We start from the raw sequence: 21390 nt of genomic DNA on the forward strand, positions 1-21390 counted from the left end.
GCGGCTAGCTATGCCTGCAGAAAATAGTAGCCTCACCGTCCACCTCATGCTCAACCGAGCAATTTACTTAATAAGGCAGCTTCGGGCTTGTTCAACACCCGGATGAAGTGTCGGCTGCGCGACACTTATCCTTATTTGTTAGGCATAACTACTTGTTGTTTGCCATATAGTTTGGATTACCAGCCAAATAGCTAGTATTGTCAAAGCTTGGTTTAACACATCTTACTGCACCGTCTAACATTGCTAATTGCTGAAATTCCGAAGTAAGAAACAGCTTTATGTGGCAATGGAGGTCTCGGGATTCGTGCCTAAATACTGCAACCAAGTACTCTGGGCTACTGGCTTGTTCATAAACTTTGGTCAGATGACATTGATATTCACTTAATATCGATTGTGATATAAGCGCATCGCCCAAATTCACAGAAAACCACTCACATGTTGAAATCATAATGTTCTGCCTAACGCCCGCATTTGCGGCTGGTTTGAAGCGCAGCGGAAAACCAGTCCGGCAACATGCGTTTGTTAGGCATTTTTTAAATACTCTCTTTGAACTTTGTTTGTAAGTTCAATCCTCTGTATCTCGCTCGGAGTAAATAAGAGCTGTACAAAACCCTCTTGTGCGGCATGCAAATTCCCCGTGCCTTCTATTTTACCTTCCGACTTTAGCTTACCTTCTAATTCATGGATAAGCCGAACCAACTCTTTCCCCCTAGAAGTCAAAGGTGCCATAAATGATGGCTGCATTTCACGATCATACCAATCAATCATGCAATCCGAGAAATCAACATCGGCTATACGCTGGTGCACTATGAACTTTATATAATCAAACAAGAAGTTATGTTCAGAGTCACCTACTCCGACTCCGAATGGTGAATTTTGATTATGTAATTCAACTTCTGCCACGGTCATGGCTACATCCATGCCAAAGTATAAAGAGCGGCATATATTAGTTAGACCTGAACAGAATAAATTTAAATAAGTGACAGGGAACGATGCATTATCACTTTGTGACTTAATCAAATAGTCCAAAACTTCTTCGACTGACATGAAGCCTTGATCTATTACCGCAAACCCTTCAAAGAGAGTTTGAGCGCTGGTGGCTTGTAGGACATTTGACTTGGGGATGCTTATGCCCTTTGCATCTGAAGGCTTAGCAACCCTCAATGCCTGACGGGCATCCTGCCAGTAACTTAAATTAGTATCTGGGTTGTGGATAATTATAAGTACAGGCAAAGGAAATCTTTCCCAGTAAAATCGGTGTTTTTCATCTGGATGGAAAACCCAATCTCCATTGCTCTCTTTAAAAAATGATGGCCCCGATTTTATTTGAACGGCAATCATTCTTCCTGTCGCGAATCCTTCAGGACTAACATATTCAATCTGACCATCAATACCAACATCAGCCATTGGGGTTTCACGCCAAATCTGACCAATTTTCGCCATAGCTTCAGCTACAGCATTAACTCCTAACCTTTCTTGAGAATTAGTCTGATTATATTTGGGAAAGCTCATATTTTCCTTGATTGCCTAACATTATAATATTGAGCGTGCTCATATATGTTCAGGCACCCGCTCTCGGTAAATTCTATAATACCTTGATTATAGAATCATTTTCTCTCTTTTAGAGCAATCACTCCGTGATAAAAATGAGCATGCTCACTATCTGCACGACTTTGCTCGTTATTTACATCACCATAACTCAAACCCTTCTATCTACTGGTCTTTTCTGCACTTTTCTGTTGTACACGAGCACACTTTGTTGATAACGCGCATGCAAAGCTCACATTTTGCAATACACTGTATATAAATACAGTTAAACGTGAGGTGGGTAACAGCATGGCTGCCAGTCCGTTTTTGAATCGCATTCGCCGGGAGCTTCGCCTGGGTGGCTATAGTCTTCGCACCGAAAAAACCTACCTGCACTGGATCAAGCGATTCATTCGCTTTCATCAGCTGCGCCACCCGGCCGACATGGGAGCATCAGAGGTGCGCCGTTTTCTTACCTGGCTGGCCGCCGATTGCCATGTTGCCGTTAACACACAGAAAACCGCCCTCAATGCCTTGGCATTTATGTATCACAAGGTGCTGAACATCGAGCTTGGCGAGCTGGACTTTCATCGTGCAACTCAATATCGCCGCCTTCCCGTTGTGCTTACGCAGGCTGAAGTCGCGTTAATCTTCAAACACCTGGATGAACGCAACCGGCTGATTTTTTTCATCAATTTTGCGCGGGAAACCCCGTCCTTTCAGGGCGGGGAGGGATAGCACGGCGGCGTCAGCCGCCCCTGTTCCCGCCTCTCCTTTCAAACTGGCTATTTATACAGTGGTTTACTAAACTAAGCGCATGACAAAACGCGCTTATAAATATCGGTTTTACCCGACCCTCGAACAAATTGAGCTGTTGGCTCAGACCTTCGGTTGTGTGCGTTTTGTCTATAACGCCATACTGCGCTGGCGTACCGATGCTTTTGAGCTGCGTCAGGAAAAAATCGGCTACGTTGGCGCTAACGCCCGGCTGACCGAACTCAAAAAAGATCCTGAGCTGGCGTTTCTGTCTGAGGTGTCGAGTGTGCCCTTGCAGCAGTGCCTGCGCCACCAGCAAACCGCCTTCAAGAATTTCTTTGAAGGCCGTGCCAAGTACCCGGTATTTAAGCACAAGCGGCACCGCCAGTCGGCGGAATTCACCCGCTCGGCCTTCAAATACCGGAACGGCAAGCTGTACCTGGCTAAAAGCAAAACCCCGCTGAATATTCGCTGGAGCCGTGAACTGCCCGGCGAGCCCAGCACCGTAACCGTTTCCAAGGACTCGGCAGGCCGTTACTTTGTAAGCTGCCTGTGTGAGTTCGCGTCCAGCAAACTGCCGGTCACCCCCAACATGATCGGCATTGACCTGGGCCTGACAGATCTGTTTATCACCGACCAGGGTGAGCGGATCGGCAATCCCCGCCATAGCGCGAAATACGCCGCCAGACTGGCCAAGGCACAGCGCCGGCTGAGCAAGAAAAAGCTCGGCTCGGCCAATCGCGCCAAGGCCCGCCAGAAGGTGGCGAAACTTCACGCCAACATCTCCGATTGCCGACAGGACAACTTGCACAAGCTGTCCCGCAGACTGATTAACGAGAACCAAGTAGTCTGCGTTGAATCCCTGACAGTGAAAAACATGATCCGTAACCCTTCCCTGAGTAAAGCCATTGCCGATGCAGGCTGGAGCGAGTTCGTGCGCCAGTTGGCGTACAAGGCAGAATGGGCCGGTCGCTCACTGGTCGCCATTGACCAGTGGTTCCCCAGCTCCAAACGCTGTTCGGGTTGCGGGTACACGTTATCGTCGCTGCCGTTGTCGGTCAGAAAATGGGACTGCCCCGAATGTGGTGCACACCATGACCGCGACATTAACGCCGCGACCAACATAAAAGCCGCCGGGCTGGCGGTGTTAGCCCTTGGAGAGAATGTCAGTGGCATGGGGCCAGTCTCCGTGTCCTGTTCTCGATGAATTGGGAATTCCCTTCCTTATAGGGAGGGGAGCAGTCAAAGTGAGGTCACTCTTGCCCGGGTTACTTCCGCCTTGGGCTCGGGAGCCCGGCGTGCCGCCAGCCGGCCGTCTATCCAGTTTTTGGCGGCCACCATCAGCCCCAGGCCAATAAAGGCCCCCGGTGGCAGAATGGCCAGCAAAAAGCCGTTGTCCAGATGCAGCACGTCAACCTTAAGGCTGGCAGCCCAGTCGCCCAGCAACAGCTCGGCACCGTCAAACAGGGTGCCCATGCCCAGCAGCTCACGCAGGCCGCCCAGCACCAGCAGCACGGCGGTAAAGCCCAGGCCCATCATCAGGCCGTCCAGTGCCGCCAGGGCTGGACTGTTTTTAGACGCAAAGGCCTCGGCACGGCCGATAATCACGCAGTTGGTTACGATCAGCGGAATAAAAATACCCAGAGACTGATAAAGCCCGTAGGTGTAGGCGTTCATCAGCAGCTGCACACAGGTCACCAGGCTGGCAATAATCATCACATAAATGGGAATGCGCACTTCATTGGGCACCCACCGGCGCACCAGGGAGACGGTGAGGTTGGAGCCCACCAGCACCAGCAGGGTGGCAATGCCAAGGCCCATGGCGTTGGTCAGGGTGTTGGTGACGGCCAGCACCGGGCACAGCCCCAGAATTTGCACCAGTGCCGGGTTATTGCTCCACAGGCCCTGGCGAACAATGTCTTTGTGTTGTTCTGTCATAAGGTTTCTCCACAGCGAGGGGCTGTTATCAGCAGCTGAGGCTGTTCATTCACCAGCAGCAGTACCTTGCGCACCGCACCTACCACGGCGCGGGGGGTAATGGTGGCACCGGTAAAGGCGTCAAACTGACCGCCGTCGTTGCGCACCGCCCAGCGCGGATCGTCGGCGCCGTTCAGCCGCTTGCCGTCAAAGTCCAGCAACCAGCGGGATTTTTTCAGTTCAATTTTGTCACCCAGGCCCGGCGTCTCGTTGTGGTTCAGCACCCGTACGCCCGAGAGAGTGCCGTCGGCATTCACGCCCACCACCAGCTTGATTTCACCGCTGTAGCCGTCGGGGGCAATGGCTTCAATGGCATAACCCTGTATTTCACCCTGCTTAACGGCAGTAAACACCGGCAGGGGATTACGGCTGCCCAGATATTGCGGGCTTTGCAGTGCCACACAGTGTTCATACAGCGGCTCATCATGGGTGCTGGCAGGCAGCAGCTCGTTCAGCACCTGTAGCAACTGGGCCTGCTCCTGCTCAATAATGGTGCTGCGGGTCAGGCTGTTGGTCAGGGCAATCAGCGCGGTGCACACCAAAGCAAAGGCGGCCAGCACCAGTCCGTTTTTGCGCATGGTTTCCAGCATCAGCGGCGCTCTCCGTAGGTGGCGGGTTTGGTCAGGCTGTCGATCATGGGCACGGTTAAATTGGCCAGCAGCACGGCAAAGGCGATGGCATCTGGGTAGCCGCCAAAGGTGCGGATCAGGTAAATCAGCAGGCCAATCAGGGCTCCGTAGATCAGCCGGCCTCTGAAGGTGGTGGAAGCCGACACCGGATCCGTAGCAATAAAGAAAGCACCCACCATGGTGGCACCGGAAAACAGCTGAATAAGCGGGCCGGCGGTGTTATCCGGCGAGATCATAAAGCCCAGAAAACTCAGCACTGCCAGAGTAACCAGAATGGACACCGGAATGGTCCAGCTGGTGAGCTTTAACCGCAGCAGCGCCATGCCGCCGGCCAGATAGGCCAGATTCACCCACTGCCAGCCAATGCCCGCCAGGCCGCCAAAGACCGGCTCGCTCAGTATTTCACCGGCGGTGTGCCCTTGAGTAAAGCCGGTTTTAAGGGTATCCAGCGGCGTGGCCATGGTGGTGCCATCGGCCAGCTCCCGCAGCTGGTGCGGGCTGAAGCCGTCCAGGGTATAACCGGTGAAAATGGCCGACAGGCTGTCGGCCAGCCCGGGCGGGTATTGCTGCAGTTCCAGCGGCGGCAGCCAGCTGGTCATGTGCAGCGGAAACGACACCAGCAGCAGCACATAGGCCACCATGGCGGGGTTAAAAATATTCTGGCCCAGGCCGCCATAAAGTTGCTTGGCAATAATAATGGCAAAGGCGGTGCCTATTACTACCATCCACCAGGGCGCCAGCGGCGGTATGGCAATGCCAATCAGCAGGGCGGTCAGCAGGGCCGAGTTGTCCTGCAATATGGTTAACGGACGCTTGCGCAGAGTCAGCACCAGCCCTTCGGCGGCGTAGGCGGTCAGCACCGCCAGCGCAATTTGAATGAGACTGCCCCAGCCAAAAAACCACCATTGCATGGCAATGCCCGGCAGCAGGCAATAGCAGACCCTGCGCATCAGGGTGGCCGTGCTGAGCGGGGCATGATCATGGGGTGAACTGCTGATATGAAAACCCATCAGGACTCGTCTTCCGTTTCTGTGTTTGAGTTGGCGGCAGCAGCCTTGCGGGCCTTGGCCCGGGCTACGGCGGCGCGAATGGCGGCTTTTTTATCGTCGTCAGATGTTTCCGCCGGCTTTTCGGCGGGTGCTTCTGCCGGTGCGGCCCCGGCTTGTTCCGCTGCCTGCGCCGCTTTACGGGCCTTGGCACGGGCCACGGCGGCCGCCACAGCCGCTTTTTTATCATCGGCCGGGGTTTCTGCCTGCTCGGTCCCGGGTGCCGGTTCGGCTTGCTCCGCAGCCTGCGCCGCTTTGCGCGCCTTGGCTCTTGCCACCGCAGCGGCCACCGCCGATTTTTTGTCATCAGCAGCGGCTGGAGGCGCAGCTTCAGCGGCCTTGCGCTCGCGATTGCGGCGGGCTTCTTCCTTGCGGGCGGCGCGGGCGGCGGCCATGTCGTCGGTGCCCTCGGCCTGCTTACGGGCTTTTACCCGGGCCAGTGCGGCCGCCACCGGATCTTCACCACCGGCGTCCACTTGTTCTTTCATACGGGCCTTGCGCTCGGCGGCGGCCTTTTGCTGACGCGCCTGACGCTCGGCTTTTTCCCGCTCCAGCCGGGCCTGACGGGCCTCAAAGCGTTTTTTTGCCTGCTCGGCCTGTTCGGCTTCGCGCTGGGCCTGACGAATATCGGCCTTGGCTACCCGGTAATATTGCACCAGCGGGATCTGGCTGGGGCACACCCAGGCACAGGCACCGCATTCAATACAATCGAACAGGTGATGGCTGTTAAGCTTATCGTGCTCGTTGGCGCGGGCATGCCAGTACAGCTGCTGAGGCAACAGGCTGGCAGGGCAGGCATCGGCACACTGGCTGCAGCGAATGCAGGGCTGCTCTGCCGCCGGTGATGCCAGCTCGTGGCTGCCCGGGGCCAGAATGCAGTTGCTGCCCTTGATCACGGGCGCAGCAGCAGTGTGCAGGGTAAAGCCCATCATGGGCCCGCCCATAATAATGCGAGGCTCGGGGCCGGGCACAAAGTCAAAGCGCTTCAGCAGGTGGCGCACCGGTGTGCCAATGCGCACCCAGGCGTTGCACTTCTGGCCAAAGCCTTCGCCGGCCAGGGTGACTACCCGCTGAATAAGGGGTTCGTCGTCGAGCACGGCGCGCTTCACCGCAAAGGCGGTGCCCACGTTCTGCACTACTATGCCAATGTCGGCGGGCAGGCCGTTGCGGGGCACCTGTTTGCCGGTGAGCACTTCAATCAGCTGCTTTTCACCGCCGGACGGATATTTGGTGGGCACAGACACCACCAGTATCTGCTCGCTGCGGTTGGCCTCACGCAGGGCGGCCAGGGCTTCCGGCTTGTTGTCTTCCACCGCTATCACGGTCAGCCCGGGCTGCACTATGTGCTGCAATATGCCCACGCCTGCCAGAATGTCATCGGCGTGCTCGCGCATTAAGCGGTCGTCGGCGCTGATATAGGGCTCGCACTCCACGCCGTTGATAATGAGGACTTCTATCGCTTTTTTACGCGGGCGCAGTTTAACGTGAGCCGGAAAACCCGCGCCGCCCAGGCCGGTAATGCCCGATTCATGAATGCGCTGCAGCAGCACATCGGCATCCATGGTGTGAATGTCGGTCATGGGGTAGCGAGGGCGCCATTCGTCCTTGCCGTCGGGCGTAAGAATAATGCAGTCGCCTTCCAGCCCGGACGGATGACACAGCGGCCGGCGTTCAATGGCGCTGATGATGCCCGAGGTGGGCGCATGCACCGGCATCATCATGGGATTATCGGGATCGGTAAGGCGCTCGCCCTTGAGCACGCTATCACCCACTTTTACCCGTAAACGGGCCGGCTGACCAATATGCTGGCGGATTTGCAGCACCAGCTCGTCGGGCAGACCGGCATCAGCAATGGGGCTCTGGTTGGCGGGCGCTTTGCGCTCGGGCGGATGAATGCCGCCATGAAAGTCGTGCAGTTTGCCTGCCTGGAGTTCCTGTAACAACGACATTTACTTCACCTGCTTAATGGCAATGGGCTCAAGCTGCCATTTCCAGTTGTCGGGAGTCACCTTGACCGGCACCATTTCTATGCAGTCGGTGGGGCAGGGGTCCACGCACAAGTCGCAGCCGGTGCATTCGTCGGCAATGACGGTGTGCAGCGCCTTGGTAGAGCCCACAATGGCATCCACCGGACAGGCCTGAATGCACTTGGTGCAGCCAATGCACATGTCTTCATGAATAAAGGCGACCTTTTTCTCGGGCTCGGCGGCGTCTTCACCCATGGCCTGGGGCTCTACCCCCATGAGATCGGCAATTTTACGCATGGTGGCATCGCCGCCTGGCACGCATTTGTTAATGTCGTCGCCGTTGGCCACGGCCTCGGCATAGGGCCGGCAGCCGGGGTAACCACACTGGCCGCACTGGGTTTGCGGCAGCAGCTCGTCGAGTTGTTCCACAATGGGGTCCGACTCCACACGAAAGCGCACGGCGGCAAACCCCAGAATAAGCCCGAACACCAGCGCCAGCAGCGCCAGCACCACAATGGCGATAAGAATCTGTGTCATATTACAACTTCACCAGTCCGGTAAAGCCCATAAAGGCCAGTGACATTAACCCGGCGGTCACCAGCGCCAGCGCCGGCCCTTTAAAGGGGGCGGGCACATCGGCACCGGCGAGGCGCTCGCGCATGGCGGCAAACAGCACCAGCACCAGGGAAAAGCCCACGGCGGCCCCAAAGCCGTAGATCAGGCTTTGCATAAAGTTGTGCTGCTCGTTGATGTTGAGCAGGGCCACGCCCAGCACGGCGCAGTTGGTGGTGATCAGCGGCAGAAAAATGCCCAGCAGGCGATACAGCGCCGGACTGGTTTTATGCACCACCATTTCGGTGAACTGCACCACAACGGCGATCACCAGAATAAACGACAGGGTGCGCAGATAAAGCAGATCCAGCGGCAGCAGAATATACTGGTTCACCAGATAAGAGCAGGCGGCAGCCAGGGTCAGCACAAAGGTGGTGGCCAACCCCATGCCAATGGCGGTTTCCAGTTTGCCCGACACCCCCATAAACGGGCACAGGCCAAGAAACTTCACCAGCACGAAGTTGTTGACCAGCACGGTGCCGACAAACAGCAGCAGGTATTCAGACATGATCACTCGGCATTCAGCAATAAACGGGGGTTATTATCGGACTTTATGACCCGTTTAACAATGCCACGATTTACACGGGTTTACGTCAAGGTATTGATTAACATACCGATAACCGCCAACGTACAGAGTGATAAAGAGCCGTAGTGCATCACGGGCCGCGACACCAGGTGCAAACTGTGCACCGCCAGCCAGTTACCGAACAGGGCAGCGGGGGCCAGGGGCAGCGCCAGCTCAAGGTGGGTTTGAGTAAGAAAGCCGCCACTGGCCAGCGCACCGGCCGACATCAGGGTAGATACCACAAAAAAGCCCGCCAGGTTGGCGCGAATGCGGTGCATGTCGGCACCGTGCATTACCAGCACCATGGGCGGCCCGCCTATGGTGGTGCTGGTGCCCATCACCCCCGACAGAAACCCGCCCAGCGCCATATTGGCTCTGGTCATGGGCAGAGCAATGTCTTTCAGCCGCACCAGCACACCCAGCATAATGGTGACAGCAATGAGTATTGCCAGCCATTTAACGGGCAGCACCACCAGCAGCCACACACCCACCGCACTGCCGGGAATGCGAGCCAGCAGCGCCGGCGCCAGCAGGTTCATCTCTATGCCCTTGCGAAAGCGCCAGCCGTTTACCAGGCACATCACCAGCAGCACCATCATCAAGGGGCCGGGTACCAGCACGGGATCGAGATAAAACAAAATGGGCGCGGCCACCACTGCCATGCCAAAGCCGATGGCGGTTTGCACATAGGCACCGGTAAAGCAGGCGAGGGCGGCGAGTATTAATGTCAGGGTATCAATCTGCTGCATAACGGCTCACAACAAAGAACAAAGCACCATTATGACCATTGGTTATAACAAGCAGAAGGCCAAACGGCGCTGGCCTTATCAATAATGTGGGCTGGCACCACCACGGGAACAACCCCACCCTGACCCTCCCCTTGAAAAGGGGAGGGAATAAAACACCTCCCCCTGCCAAGGGGGAGGTTGGGAGGGGGTTGAAGGTCAGAACAGCGTATTGGACAGCTGATACATCTCTTCGTTAAACGGGCGGCGCAGGTGCTTGATGCAGTCGATAATATCGTGATGCACAATATGGTTATTCTGCAGGCCCATGCAGCGGCCGCCAAAGCCTTCCAGCAGCAGCTCCACGGCGCGGGCACCCATGCGGCTGGCCATAATACGGTCTTGCGCCGTGGGGGTGCCGCCCCGCTGAATATGCCCCAGAATGGTGGCGCGGGTATCGCGGCCGGTGGCATCCTGAATATCTCTGGCCAGCTGGTTTACATCACAGACGTTTTCACAAATGGCCACAATGGCGTGCTTTTTGCCCTTGGCCACCCCTTCGTGAATTTGCTGAATAAGCTCATCCTTGTCAAAGGCCACCTCGGGCACAATCACGTATTCCGCACCACCGGCCACGGCGGCAGAGGAAGTGAGATCGCCACAGTGCCGGCCCATGATCTCCACCACCGAAATGCGGTTGTGGGAGCTGCAGGTATCCCGCAGCCGGTCAATGGCTTCCACTGCCACATTCAGGGCCGTGTCAAAGCCTATGGTAAAGTCGGTGCCGGCAATGTCGTTGTCGATGGTGCCGGGAATGCCGATGCAGGGAAAGCCCATTTCGGTCAGGCACATGGCACCCATATAAGAGCCGTCGCCGCCCACCACCACCAGGCCGTCTATGCCGTGTTTTTTCAGGTTGGCCACCGCTTCTGCCCGCACCTGCTCCTGCTTGAATTCGGGAAACCGTGCCGAGCCCAGAAAGGTGCCGCCCCGGGTAATCACATCCGACACACTGTGCCTGTCCAGCGGTATTATCTGATCCTGATGCAAACCAAGATAACCACTCTGAATGCCAAACACTTCCAGACCATGATGCAGGCCGGTACGCACCACAGCCCGAATGGCCGCGTTCATGCCCGGTGCATCACCACCGCTGGTGAGTACTCCAATGCGTTTAATCATGAAATCCCTTAAGCCCCCGCGCGAATAATGGCGGCAAATTCGTCGGCTTTGAGGGCGGCACCGCCCACCAGAGCACCGTCTATGTCTTCCATGGCAAACAGGCCGGCGGCGCTGTCACCTTTTACCGAGCCACCGTAAAGAATTTGCACGCCGGCGGCCACAGTGGCGCTTTGTGCAGCCAGGAACTGACGAATGGCGCTGTGCACACCCTGCGCAATCTCGGGAGTGGCGGTTTTGCCGGTGCCAATGGCCCATACCGGCTCATAGGCAATCACAGCACGACCCAGTGCCTCAATGCCGCACCGGTCAATCACGGCCTGCAGCTGGCGTTCAACCACGGCTTGCGTTTCGCCCGCTTCAAACTGCTCAAGCGTTTCACCAATGCACAACACAGGTACCAGATTTTGCTCCAGCACGGCGGCAAACTTGGCGGCCACCACGGCATCGGACTCATTGTGCAGGGTGCGGCGTTCGCTGTGGCCCACCAGCACATATTTAACACCAAATTCCTTATACATGGCCGGGGAGTTTTCACCGGTAAAGGCACCGCTGGTATTGATGTCGGCATCCTGTGCGCCCAAAGCAATGGGGCTGCCGGCAAGCTCGGCTTCGGCCTGGCCTAAAAACAGCACGGGCGGGCACACGGCCACAGCCACAGAGGCGGCGTCGGCGGCAGGCGCCTTAAGGGCAGAAATCAGCTCGTGCACCATGGTTTTGCTGCCGTTCAGTTTCCAGTTACCCATTACCAGAGTCTGTCGCATTGGTCAGTTCCTTTCAGTTAAATGATGGGGGATTATAGGGATTTGCTAAGGCTTGTGCACTTCTATCCACAGCCGGCCCAGATATTCATGCCAGGCCAGCTCGCTGCGCGCTAAATATCGCGCCTGAGGCAGGTAACTATATAGCGGCAAGGTGCCGGCACTGTCTTTGGCCTGATGATCAACAGGGGCAGGCAGAGGCGCGGCGTTCTTGGCAGCAAACAGCGCCATGGCGCGGGGCAGGTGGCTGGCAGAGCTGATCAGTACCGCCGTGCGATCCTTAATCAGCGGCGTGATGGCGGCGGCTTCCTCGGTGGTGTTTTTCGGCTCGGGCAGCATCACAATGCGACTGGCTTCAATGCCCAGTGCCTGCGCCACCTCGCCATAAAGTTCGGCACTGGAGCGGCCCTCGCTGCCGGCATAACCGCTTACAATCAGCCGGGCTTGCGGGTAAGCATGAGCCAGCCGCACGCCTTCACTGATGCGCGCCAGCGCCGCATTGCCCAGCTGGCTGAGCAGGGGCTGGCGCGGGTCTGCCACCTGAGCGGCACCCAGCACAATAATATCGTCAACGGGTTGGCTGCCCGCTTCAAAAGGCGCATAGGTTTGCTCCAGCGGGGCAATCAGCGCATTGGCTACCGGCCGGGTGCTGAGCAGCATAAGTGCCAAAAGAGACGCAGACACAAAGACAATTCCACTGCGCTTATGGCGTATCATCAGCAGAAACACACCAAACAACGCCGTTAAAAGCAGCAGGGGCAGGGGTAACAGCAGGCTGCCCAGCCATTTTTTAGCCAAAAAGGAAGCGGTCATGCACTCTCGCATTTGTTAACCGTACGGGTTATGCCAGAATAGCTGCCTTTGAAATGACAAGAAACACTCGGTTTGACGCGTAACACCAGCTTTGACGGCAAAAGCCGCACTTTCTCCCGCAATATCTACGGCACCACCAAGGGGCAAATTCGCCTGCGGGTGCTGAGCCGGGATCTGGCCGAATGGCTGCCGGAAAGCGAGCGGCCCCTGCGCATTCTTGATGCCGGCGGTGGCTTTGGCCCCGTGTCTCAGCGCCTGGCCGCCGAGGGCCACAGTGTGGTGCTGTGTGATTTGTCTGCCGAAATGCTTGAAGAAGCCAGGATTCAGGTGGCCGAAAAGGGCCTGACTGAGCAATTCGACTTTATTCACGGCCCCATACAGTCGTTATGTTCGGCCGACCTGGGTCAGTTCGACCTTATTCTGTGCCATGCCGTGCTGGAATGGGTGCAAAATCAGGCGGATTTGCTGTCCGGTCTGAACGAGCTGCTGCGCCCCGGCGGGCATTTGTCGCTCATGTATTACAACCGCGACGGTCTGCACTATCACAGCCTGGTAAAAGGCAACTTCGATTACGTGCACGCCAACCTGGTCAGAAAACGACGCCAGAAACTGACACCGGGCTGGCCTTGCCGGCCCGCCGAGGTAGACGGCTGGCTGAGTGAGCTTGGCTTTGTTATAACCGGACGCAGCGGCGTGCGGGTGTTTCACGATTATATGTCGAACGTGCACGGGCCCTTTCCCACCGAGGAAGAAATTATACAGATGGAGCTGGCCCACTCCCGCACCCAGCCCTTTATGCACCTGGGGCGTTATATGCACGTATTTGCGCACAAAGTGAAGAGAGCAACACCATGACGGAAATGTCCCGGACTCTGCCGGACTGGATCGGCTGGGTCAGAGAGGAAAATTTGGGCTTAAGCCTGCCCCCTGATCGGCTGGCCTTTTTGCTGGCGGTGCACATCTTTGGCCGGGGCGGCGAGCAGCCGCAACTCTCCGAGGCCGAGCTGCACCACGCCTTTGGCTATATCAGCAAGGGCTTTGACCAGGCCGCCGACACGCAAGTCAGCCGGGCCAACAACGCCATTAACGATCTGGTGCGCCAGCGCCTGCTGAGCCGCTTTCAGGGCGACGGCGGCGAGGGCGAAAGCCTCTATCGCTTAACCCGGCTGGGGCTGGCCATTGTGGAATTTTTTGCCGCCCAGCGGGAAGTGAGCCAGATTAAACTCTCGCTGTTGCTGGAGCACATCGCCCAGGAGCTGGAGCGCGTGGCCGAGGCCATTGCCGCCAATCCCGACGAGCAGGGCTGGGCCCAGAACGTGGAAGGCCGGCTTAAATATTCGGTTGCGGAGCAGCTGGCGCGCATTGACGACACTCAACGCACCATGGACGAGCAGCAAAACGCGGTGAAGGCCAATATCGCGTCTCTGCTCAACAAGAACTGGCACGAGGCCATTCACGCCTGCGAGCAGTTGCTGCGGGAAACCGGCATCACCCTGCGAGAGCTGCAGGACACCCTGGATAAAGCCGGTCATGGCCTGCAACAAAGCTTGCTCAACATTGAAGAGCAGCTGCAGCAAAGCCCCAGAGGCGAAGCGGTGGCGGTATTGTGCCAGCAACTGCAGGCCCGGCTGGATGCCATTATTCACTGGGGCAGCCAGTGCATTGAGCTCTGGTCCCGTTACGACCGCCACGTGCACCGCTTTATTCGCACCGCCATCGACATGGACAAAAACCGCGCCTTCAGCCAGCGGCTACGCGAGTCCATTCGTCACTTCGAGAACCATAACTGGCGGCTGCGGGTCAGCCAGACCCTGCCTTTGCTTGAGCTGCGCGACGAAACCATGGCCGCCTACGCCGAGGAAGTGACCGGCGAGCTGCCGGTGGAGCTGGAATATCAGGACATGACCGACGTGGCCGCCGAGCTCTCGGGCCGCATTCGCGAGCATCTTGAGGTGTTTTCCGTTGCCGGCAAGCCGCTGGATCTGGCCGGGGTGCTGCGCGATTACCTGAATGATTACCCTCATTACCAGCACTTTGACATTGCGCGCCTGCTGATTGACGAAGCAGTCAAGCTCGGCCATGCCGACGGCGAACTGGCGGGCGCGCCCATGCCCGACTGGCAACCCATTAATGCCCACGGGGCCAAGGTACAAGCACATGTTATCGACCAATACTGAACAGGCCCTGGACTCAAGACTGGTTCAGGCCATTGCCAACCCGCTGTTTCCGGCCCTCGACAACCAGCTGCGGTCGGGCCGGCACATAACCGCCGACGAGCTGGAGCAGCACTCGCTGCTGCAGGAGTATTACCCCGAGCTCGACGCCTTTTATCAGCGCTACCAGGCCGAGCTGGTGCGCGCCCCCGAGGGCTTTTATTACCTGCGGCCGCGCTCCACCAGTGAACTGGGCACTTCTATTCTCTCCGAGCTGGAAATGCTGGTGGGCAAGGTGCTGTGCTACCTCTACCTGAGCCCGGACCGCCTGATCAACGAAGGGGTGTTCTCCGTTGAGGATCTGCAGGAAGAGATTCTGACCCTGTCCAACGAGCAGGCGCTGCTGCGCATGGTGAACCAGCGCGCCGGCGGCAGTGATCTCGACAAGCGCAAACTGGCGGACAAGCTAAAAAGCGCCATTCGAAGGCTCAAGCGCATTGGCATGGTGAGCAGCGTGGGCAGCCAGGACAAATTCCGTATTACCGAAGCGGTGTTCCGCTTTGCCGCCGACGTGCGCAGCGACGAGGATCCGCGCGAGCTGCAACTGCGCATGATTAAGGAAGGCGAAGCCGTTGCCGGCACCGAACAGCAGGACGAGCAGGAGAACGAGCAGTGAGTGTGACCCGAGGCAAGTTTCAATCCCTGACCATGGTCAACTGGAACGGCTTTTTCGCCCGCACCTTTGATCTGGACCAGCTGGTGACCACCCTGTCCGGCGGCAACGGCGCCGGCAAGTCCACCACCATGGCGGCCTTTATTGCGGCACTTATTCCCGATCTCAGCCTGCTGCACTTTCGCAATACCACGGAAGCGGGCAGCCAGTCTGGCAGCCGGGACAAGGGCCTGTATGGCAAGCTGCAGCGGGGCCATTGCTACTCGCTGATTGAGGTGACCACGTCACAGCAGGAGCGGGTGTGGTTTGGCGTGCACCTGGAGCAGGTGGCCAACCGCGACAACAAGGTGAACCTGGTGCCCTTTGCCTTGCAGGATGTGAATGAGGGCGCGGCCCCCACCGAGCTGCTGTTAAGCCGCCTGGACGACGGCCGCGGCCAGGTGCGTTCCCTGAATGAGCTGAAAGCTGCTGCCACCGAGGCCGGCCTGCGCTTTACCCGTTTCAATACGGTGAGCGAGTATCACAATTTTCTGTTCGACATGGGCGTGACCCCGCGCAAGCTGAAAGATCAGCGGGATCGGGTCAAGTTCTATCGTCTGATTGAAGCCTCGCTCTATGGCGGCATTTCCAGCACCATCAGCCGCAGCCTGAAAGACTACCTGCTGCCGGAGAACGCCGGCATTCGCAAGGCCTTTACCGACATGGAAGCGGCGATCTTTGAAAACCGCCGCACCCTGGAGTCTATTCGCGAAACCCAGCGCCAGCGGGATCTGTTCCGGAAGCTTATCACCGAAACCACCCATTACGCTGCCGCCGACTATGTGCGCAACAGCGCCGAAAAGCAGCGGCTGTCGGATCTCGCCCTCTCGGCCCGCAAGGCCCTGGCGGAAGAGCGCCGCATTCTGGCCGAAGAAAAGGCCCGGCTGATTTATCTGGCCGATGAATATGAGCACCTGCAGGCCAAGGAGCGCATGCTGACCGACGAGCTGGATATTGCCTCGGAGCATCTGGCCAAGGTAATGAGCGGGGTCAAGCTCAATGAGAAAATTCAGGCTTACCAGCTGGAGCTGGACGAGCTGGAAGAAAAGCTCGCCATTCAGGAAGACATGCTGGCCGAGCTGCAGGACGAACATCACGAAGCGCAGGATGCCCGCACCGAGGCCGACGCCGAGGTAGACAGCCTGAAGAGCCAGCTGGCCGACTATCAGCAAGCCCTCGACACCCAGCAAACCCGCGCCATTCAGTATCGTCAGGCCCGCCAGGCGCTGGAAAACGTGCGCGCCCGCTGCGAGCTGCCGGCACTTGAGCCCGAGCAGGCCAAGGAAGAAGAGCAGCGCCACCAGCAACGCGAGCAGGAACTGACCCAGACCGTGCTGGAGCAACGCCAGCAACTGAGCCTGGCCGAGGCCGCTCGCGCCCAGTATGACCAGGCGCTGGCATTGCTGGAAGCCGTGGCCGGCCCGGTGGACCGCGCTGCCGCCTTTGGCAAGGCCATGCAATTGATTGAGCAGGGCCGTGAGCACCAGAGCCTGCTCGGCCGGGAAGAGGTCATTCGCCGCAGCCTGAAAGACGCCGAGCAGGCCGAGGCCCGGCTGCAAAAGGTGCGCGAGCTGCAAACCGAGCTTGCTCGTCACAACCGCCGGGTACAAAGCGAAGACGAGCTTGAGCTGCAACTGGCCGAGCTCGACGAGCAAAAGGCCGAGGCCGAAGAGCAACTGGCCGAGTGCACCGAGGCTCAGCGTCAGTTGCAGTCTGCCGAAGGGCAGCTGGCCCCGCGCATCAAGGATCTGAAGGCTCATGCACCGGCCTGGCACAAGGCCCAGCAGACGCTGGAGCGGCTGCGTGAGCTGGCAGACAAGCCGCTCACCGACAGCAGCGAAATTACCACCGCCATGCAGCAGGCCCTGCGCGATGAGCACCAGGCCGAGCAGACCAAGCAGCAGGCGCTGGCCGCCAAACAGCGGCTGGAGCAGCATATTCGTGTGCTGAGCGGCGGCAGCGATGCCTCGCCCGAGCTGGTCTCCCTGTGCGAGCACCTGGGCGGCACTTTGCTGTGCGAGGTGTACGACGACATAGCGGTGGAAGACGCCCCTTATTACGAGGCGCTGTACGGCCCGGCCCGCAACGCCATTGTGGTGGCGGACCCCCAGGCCGCCCTGGAAAAACTGCAGGCGCTGGAAAGCTGTCCGCCGGATGTGTACCTCATTCAGGGCAACCCCGACGCCTTTGACGAAGACCTGCTGCAGGCCACCGAGCTGGAAGGGGCCGTGTATGTGCAAAACGGCGAGCGCCAGCTGCGCTATTCCCGTTTTCCCGCCGTGCCGCTGTTTGGCCGTGCCGCCCGGGAAGCCCAGGTGGAAAAGCTGCGTGACGAGCTGGAAGTGGAAAGCGCCCGCTATGCCGAGGCCGCCTTTGCCCAGCAAAAGCACAGCCGGCTGTACCATCAGCTGAGCGACTTTGTCAGTGACGGCCTGCAACAGGCCTTTGCCCCCAGCCCTGAAGAGCTGCTGGCCGAGCTGGCCGAGCAGCAAAACGAACTGGAGCAGGAGCGTATGCTGCTTGCCGAGCAGCGCACTCAGTGGGCCAGCAAGGTAGAGAGCCTGCGCGAGCAGCAGGGCCTGCTTCACAAGCTGCTGCCGTTGGCATCCCTCTTGGCCGACGACGGCGTGGCCGAGCGGCTTCAAAGCGCCAAGGCCGAAGCCGACAAGCTCATCGAGGCCCGTAACTTTATGGCCGCCCACGGCCAGAAACTGGGCCGGCTGGCCGAGCAGGTGCAGGTGCTGCGCCAGGATCCCGCCGGCTTTGATGCCTTGAAGGCCGCCACCGAGCAGGCGGAAAGCGAGTTGACCGAGGCCCGTGCCCGCACCTATGCCCTGAACCAGCTGGTGGCGCGATTGCCGCACCTGGCTTATGAAGATGCGGAGCAGCTGCTGAGCCAGAGCTCGGCCATGAATGACAGCCTCAAGGCCAAGCTAGCCCAGGCCGAAGAAGCCCGCCGCAAGGCCGGCTTGCGTGCCGAGCAGCTGGCCGGCCGGGTAAGTGACGCCCTGCAGGCCCGCACCGCCCTGGTGACCGGCCGCGATGCCCGCAACCGCACCTTGAGTGAGTTCCGCGAGGAGCTGGCGGCCCTGGGCATTACCCTTGCCGACGACATGGAGCAAAAAGCCCGAGACGCCAAGCGCGAGCTGGAAAACGAGCTGGTGCAAACCCGCAACAAGCGCAGCCAGACCGAGGCCCAGCGCCAGGTAACTAAGCGGGAAATTGACTCCCTCAGCCAACGCCTGTCCAAAGACGGCCAGGGCTACTTTGCCGCCCGCAAGGCGCTGGTGGCCCACAAGGCCAACTGGTCAAAAGTGGAGCGGCTGGCGCGAGAGCACGATGTGGAGCGCCGGCTCAAGCGCCCCGAGCTGGCCTATCTCGATGCCGACGAGCTGCGCTCCATGTCCGACAAGGCGCTGGGCACCCTGCGGGTGGCGGTGGAGCACGACGAAGAGCTGCGCGATGCCCTGCGCCTGAGTGAGGGTAACCGCAACACCCTGCAAAAGGTGCAGTTCTACATTCTGGTGTTTCGTCACCTCAAGGCGCGCATTCGCCACGACATCATCCGTGCCGACGATCCGGTGGAAGCGCTGGAAGAAATGGAAGTGGAGCTGGCGCGCCTGGCCGATGAACTCACCCTGCGCGAAGGCCAGCTGTCGCTGTCTTCCGTGGAAGTGGCCGCCAAGATCAACACCATTATTCGTCGGGAGCAGACCCGCATTCGCCAGCTTAACCAGGGCCTGCAGAACATTCGCTTTGGTCTGGTGGCCGGGGTGCGCCTGAACGTGAACATTCGCGACACCTATCAGCGCCTGCTGGATGCCCTGAGCGACCCGGAAGGCCGCCATCAGGACCTGTTCAGCAGCAAGGAGCTCAGCTTCTCCGAGGCCATGGGCAAGCTGTATCAGCGGCTGAACCCCGAACTGGAGCGGGGCGATCGCAGCCCGCAGGTGCTGGGCCAGGCCTTGCTGGATTATCGCAACTACCTGGAGCTGGACATTGAAGTGCAGCGCGGCGCTGACGGCTGGCTGCGTGCCGAAAGCGGCGCGCTCTCTACCGGTGAAGCCATTGGTACCGGCCAGGCCATTCTGCTGATGGTGCTGCAAAGCTGGGAAGAGGAAGCCCGCCACCTGCGCGGCCGTGACGTGCTGCCCTGCCGCTTGCTGTTCCTCGACGAAGCCGCGCGCCTCGACGCCCGCTCCATTGCCACTTTGTTCGAGCTGTGCGAGCGCCAGGACATGCAGCTGCTGATTGCCGCGCCGGAAAACATCAGCCCGGAAAAAGGCACCACCTACAAGCTGATCCGCAAGGTGCACGGCAACCAGGAGCACGTGCACGTAGTGGGCCTGCGCGGCTTTGCAGGGGAGGCGGCGTAACAAAATAAAGGCCGCGCTTTACGCGCGGCAACTACTCCGTCAACTGCGTACCCGCATTTTGCACCTGTAGGCCCGACTTCAGTCGGGCAACCCACTCCCGAACCCCCGTCACTCCTGACCATAACCCCGTCGTCCGTCATTCAGGCCTCCGAGCCGGAATCCATCCCACCAACTACGCCACTTTCACCAAAACGCCATGCAAAACCACCATTATGCAAAAGTTCCATTTGAATTCTGCATCCCAACAGGCACAATAACGGCTCATATTGCACCCACACCCAGAGGCCCGGTCGCCCGTAAGATCCGGCGGTAGCCTGCATGAAGCAAAACCCTGATGATTTGTACAGTATATTGCCGAGCTTGCAGAAACGGTGCGCACTATCACCCAAGCCATGCGCGTGCACAACAAACCTGGCATAAAAATGCTCATGATCTGAACAAGTTATGGCAGGGAAATGTAGATAGTGCGCAAGCAAATGTTGATAACGAGCATGCGTGTTTTTGCTCATAGTTGGATAGGGTTGATCTGCGAAAAGCTTTATATTATTCAAAAGCTTATAAGTGAAAACTGAACGGGCGTGTCGGAAGAAATATGAGCATGCTCATTATTATAATGTTAAATTTTTCACATTATGAGTAGGAAGGTGCATGGAACGTAGTTCGCTAGTTGGAAGCTTAACTAACGCGATAAAGGAGCACTCTAGGGCATTTGGCGTTACTGCCGCAGTCATTGGTGCAATACTAGTGATTTATTATTGTGGCAGTATCAACTTTTACCCATCAGGCTTAACCATAGCCGACACGCTCTTCTTCTTATGGGTTGTTGTGGTATTTGGTTTCTATTATTCAGTCGTCGCGTTTGCTTTTTTTATTGCCAGTATTTTTTGGGTCGCAATTTTTGCAAAGCCCATCAATTTAGCTCTCAAGCTAAAAAAGAATAAGGCTGATATTGTTGTTCCGTTACCAAAATCCGATTGGTTGATGGTATTGGGTGGAGGCTTTATCGCTAATCTTTTGATCTTGGGTATTAGCTATTTTAAGGGACACCCCCTGCTAGCGATATTTGGAGCCCTATTTCTGATTGGGTTTATTTATACGCTAATCGAAAATGTATCAAAGCGTAGCGCCGCTAGTGACAGTCTACTAGGTTCAAATGGAAAGCCAATAAATACAAGTCCTATCAGTCCCCAGGTTGTAAAAATTATTTTTTACGTATTTGTATACATTGCCCCTTTGCTGTTTGGTCAGGTGGGTGGCGGTGTAACACGAACAACGTTCGAAACTATGGGGGTTAGGCAAGAGGGCGTTACGCTGTACGTAGAAGCGAGTGAATATAAGTCTATACTGGAGGATTATGAGAATGCAGGCCTGATCTCTGATTTGGCTTGCAGTGAATTATGCACTATTCAACAAGCTGATATTTTATTCACAAATATTGGGACAAACACTAAGATTAAATTGAGCGGAAGTGCTGGCGATTTGCTGCTTGTGTTACCAACTAATGCCATAAAATTGGTGGCACAACCAAAATTTAACAAGTCAATTCAACCGACCGCTGACGCGGCGGCTGATTGAAGCGTTAAGCATCACAA

At 57.6% G+C, this 21390-nt stretch carries 18 protein-coding genes; 7 read left to right on the forward strand and 11 right to left on the reverse strand.

Annotated elements, in window-relative coordinates; all coding sequences use genetic code 11:
* Window positions 1–522 precede the first annotated feature (522 nt).
* Window positions 523–1512, reverse strand: a complete 990-nt coding sequence (locus tag R0I78_RS03255; protein WP_317074298.1) for a DUF4365 domain-containing protein — start codon at window positions 1510–1512, stop codon at window positions 523–525.
* A 324-nt stretch (window positions 1513–1836) separates the two neighbouring features.
* On the opposite strand from R0I78_RS03255, the gene R0I78_RS03260 reads away from it, so the two are divergent.
* Window positions 1837–2265: a phage integrase N-terminal SAM-like domain-containing protein gene (locus R0I78_RS03260; RefSeq protein WP_317074299.1), complete on the forward strand. Its 429-nt coding sequence runs from the start codon at window positions 1837–1839 to the stop codon at window positions 2263–2265.
* 79 nt (window positions 2266–2344) lie between these two features.
* Window positions 2345–3490 (forward strand): RNA-guided endonuclease TnpB family protein, encoded by a 1146-nt coding sequence (locus R0I78_RS03265; RefSeq protein WP_317074300.1) that lies wholly within the window; start codon window positions 2345–2347, stop codon window positions 3488–3490.
* Window positions 3491–3525: 35 nt separating this feature from the next.
* Here the strand turns inward: R0I78_RS03265 and R0I78_RS03270 are convergent, their stop codons facing one another.
* From R0I78_RS03270 to elyC, 10 genes are all read right to left on the reverse strand, one after another.
* Window positions 3526–4221: an electron transport complex subunit E gene (locus R0I78_RS03270; RefSeq protein WP_019935386.1), complete on the reverse strand. Its 696-nt coding sequence runs from the start codon at window positions 4219–4221 to the stop codon at window positions 3526–3528.
* Entirely contained in the window at window positions 4218–4850 is a 633-nt protein-coding gene (gene rsxG / locus R0I78_RS03275) for an electron transport complex subunit RsxG (protein ID WP_317074301.1), read from the reverse strand. The genes R0I78_RS03270 and rsxG overlap by 4 nt, the downstream gene beginning before the upstream one ends.
* The gene (gene rsxD, locus R0I78_RS03280) at window positions 4850–5899 is read right to left on the reverse strand and encodes an electron transport complex subunit RsxD (RefSeq protein ID WP_019935384.1); all 1050 of its coding nucleotides are present in this window, start codon (window positions 5897–5899) and stop codon (window positions 4850–4852) included. Before rsxD ends, rsxG begins: the two co-directional genes overlap by 1 nt.
* Complete coding sequence (rsxC, locus tag R0I78_RS03285; protein ID WP_317074302.1) at window positions 5899–7884, reverse strand: electron transport complex subunit RsxC; 1986 nt, start codon at window positions 7882–7884, stop codon at window positions 5899–5901. The genes rsxD and rsxC overlap by 1 nt, the downstream gene beginning before the upstream one ends.
* Window positions 7885–8439, reverse strand: a complete 555-nt coding sequence (rsxB, locus tag R0I78_RS03290) for an electron transport complex subunit RsxB (RefSeq protein WP_019935382.1) — start codon at window positions 8437–8439, stop codon at window positions 7885–7887.
* 1 nt (window position 8440) lies between these two features.
* On the reverse strand, window positions 8441–9022 hold the full coding sequence (gene rsxA / locus R0I78_RS03295; protein ID WP_019935381.1) for an electron transport complex subunit RsxA: 582 nt from the start codon (window positions 9020–9022) through the stop codon (window positions 8441–8443).
* Window positions 9023–9102: 80 nt separating this feature from the next.
* On the reverse strand, window positions 9103–9828 hold the full coding sequence (locus R0I78_RS03300) for a sulfite exporter TauE/SafE family protein (RefSeq protein WP_317074303.1): 726 nt from the start codon (window positions 9826–9828) through the stop codon (window positions 9103–9105).
* A 195-nt stretch (window positions 9829–10023) separates the two neighbouring features.
* A complete protein-coding gene (pfkA, locus tag R0I78_RS03305) occupies window positions 10024–10986 on the reverse strand; it encodes a 6-phosphofructokinase (RefSeq protein ID WP_019935379.1) in 963 nt (320 codons plus the stop codon).
* Window positions 10987–10994: 8 nt separating this feature from the next.
* Window positions 10995–11747 carry a triose-phosphate isomerase gene (gene tpiA, locus R0I78_RS03310; RefSeq protein ID WP_019935378.1) on the reverse strand — a complete coding sequence of 251 codons (753 nt, stop codon included), beginning with the start codon at window positions 11745–11747 and terminating at the stop codon, window positions 10995–10997.
* A 45-nt stretch (window positions 11748–11792) separates the two neighbouring features.
* Window positions 11793–12557 carry an envelope biogenesis factor ElyC gene (gene elyC, locus R0I78_RS03315; protein ID WP_317074304.1) on the reverse strand — a complete coding sequence of 255 codons (765 nt, stop codon included), beginning with the start codon at window positions 12555–12557 and terminating at the stop codon, window positions 11793–11795.
* 72 nt (window positions 12558–12629) lie between these two features.
* Between elyC and R0I78_RS03320 the strand changes: the two genes are divergently transcribed.
* The 5 genes from R0I78_RS03320 (at window position 12630) to R0I78_RS03340 (ending at window position 21373) form a co-directional block, all read left to right on the forward strand.
* Window positions 12630–13412 carry a methyltransferase domain-containing protein gene (locus tag R0I78_RS03320; protein ID WP_317074305.1) on the forward strand — a complete coding sequence of 261 codons (783 nt, stop codon included), beginning with the start codon at window positions 12630–12632 and terminating at the stop codon, window positions 13410–13412.
* The gene (gene mukF / locus R0I78_RS03325; protein WP_317074306.1) at window positions 13409–14734 is read left to right on the forward strand and encodes a chromosome partition protein MukF; all 1326 of its coding nucleotides are present in this window, start codon (window positions 13409–13411) and stop codon (window positions 14732–14734) included. Before R0I78_RS03320 ends, mukF begins: the two co-directional genes overlap by 4 nt.
* On the forward strand, window positions 14715–15386 hold the full coding sequence (mukE, locus tag R0I78_RS03330) for a chromosome partition protein MukE (RefSeq protein ID WP_019935374.1): 672 nt from the start codon (window positions 14715–14717) through the stop codon (window positions 15384–15386). Before mukF ends, mukE begins: the two co-directional genes overlap by 20 nt.
* The gene (gene mukB / locus R0I78_RS03335; protein ID WP_317074307.1) at window positions 15383–19798 is read left to right on the forward strand and encodes a chromosome partition protein MukB; all 4416 of its coding nucleotides are present in this window, start codon (window positions 15383–15385) and stop codon (window positions 19796–19798) included. The genes mukE and mukB overlap by 4 nt, the downstream gene beginning before the upstream one ends.
* 648 nt (window positions 19799–20446) lie before the next feature.
* Entirely contained in the window at window positions 20447–21373 is a 927-nt protein-coding gene (locus R0I78_RS03340; protein WP_317074308.1) for a hypothetical protein, read from the forward strand.
* Window positions 21374–21390: the final 17 nt, after the last annotated feature.

It is taken from the genome of Oceanimonas sp. CAM02 (genome assembly GCF_032842915.1).
In the GTDB taxonomy this organism is placed as follows: Bacteria; Pseudomonadota; Gammaproteobacteria; order Enterobacterales; family Aeromonadaceae; genus Oceanimonas; species Oceanimonas smirnovii.

What these genes read in the sequence shown, in the direction of transcription:
- tpiA (WP_019935378.1), bottom strand. Translation starts at nt 11,747, where the DNA reads ATGCGACAGACTCTGGTAATGGGTAACTGGAAACTGAACGGCAGCAAA.
- rsxG (WP_317074301.1), bottom strand. Translation starts at nt 4,850, where the DNA reads ATGCTGGAAACCATGCGCAAAAACGGACTGGTGCTGGCCGCCTTTGCT.
- R0I78_RS03265 (WP_317074300.1), top strand. Translation starts at nt 2,345, where the DNA reads ATGACAAAACGCGCTTATAAATATCGGTTTTACCCGACCCTCGAACAA.
- mukF (WP_317074306.1), top strand. Translation starts at nt 13,409, where the DNA reads ATGACGGAAATGTCCCGGACTCTGCCGGACTGGATCGGCTGGGTCAGA.
- mukE (WP_019935374.1), top strand. Translation starts at nt 14,715, where the DNA reads ATGTTATCGACCAATACTGAACAGGCCCTGGACTCAAGACTGGTTCAG.
- rsxD (WP_019935384.1), bottom strand. Translation starts at nt 5,899, where the DNA reads ATGGGTTTTCATATCAGCAGTTCACCCCATGATCATGCCCCGCTCAGC.
- R0I78_RS03300 (WP_317074303.1), bottom strand. Translation starts at nt 9,828, where the DNA reads ATGCAGCAGATTGATACCCTGACATTAATACTCGCCGCCCTCGCCTGC.
- rsxC (WP_317074302.1), bottom strand. Translation starts at nt 7,884, where the DNA reads ATGTCGTTGTTACAGGAACTCCAGGCAGGCAAACTGCACGACTTTCAT.
- R0I78_RS03340 (WP_317074308.1), top strand. Translation starts at nt 20,447, where the DNA reads ATGGAACGTAGTTCGCTAGTTGGAAGCTTAACTAACGCGATAAAGGAG.
- pfkA (WP_019935379.1), bottom strand. Translation starts at nt 10,986, where the DNA reads ATGATTAAACGCATTGGAGTACTCACCAGCGGTGGTGATGCACCGGGC.
- R0I78_RS03255 (WP_317074298.1), bottom strand. Translation starts at nt 1,512, where the DNA reads ATGAGCTTTCCCAAATATAATCAGACTAATTCTCAAGAAAGGTTAGGA.
- R0I78_RS03270 (WP_019935386.1), bottom strand. Translation starts at nt 4,221, where the DNA reads ATGACAGAACAACACAAAGACATTGTTCGCCAGGGCCTGTGGAGCAAT.
- elyC (WP_317074304.1), bottom strand. Translation starts at nt 12,557, where the DNA reads ATGACCGCTTCCTTTTTGGCTAAAAAATGGCTGGGCAGCCTGCTGTTA.
- rsxA (WP_019935381.1), bottom strand. Translation starts at nt 9,022, where the DNA reads ATGTCTGAATACCTGCTGCTGTTTGTCGGCACCGTGCTGGTCAACAAC.
- R0I78_RS03260 (WP_317074299.1), top strand. Translation starts at nt 1,837, where the DNA reads ATGGCTGCCAGTCCGTTTTTGAATCGCATTCGCCGGGAGCTTCGCCTG.
- rsxB (WP_019935382.1), bottom strand. Translation starts at nt 8,439, where the DNA reads ATGACACAGATTCTTATCGCCATTGTGGTGCTGGCGCTGCTGGCGCTG.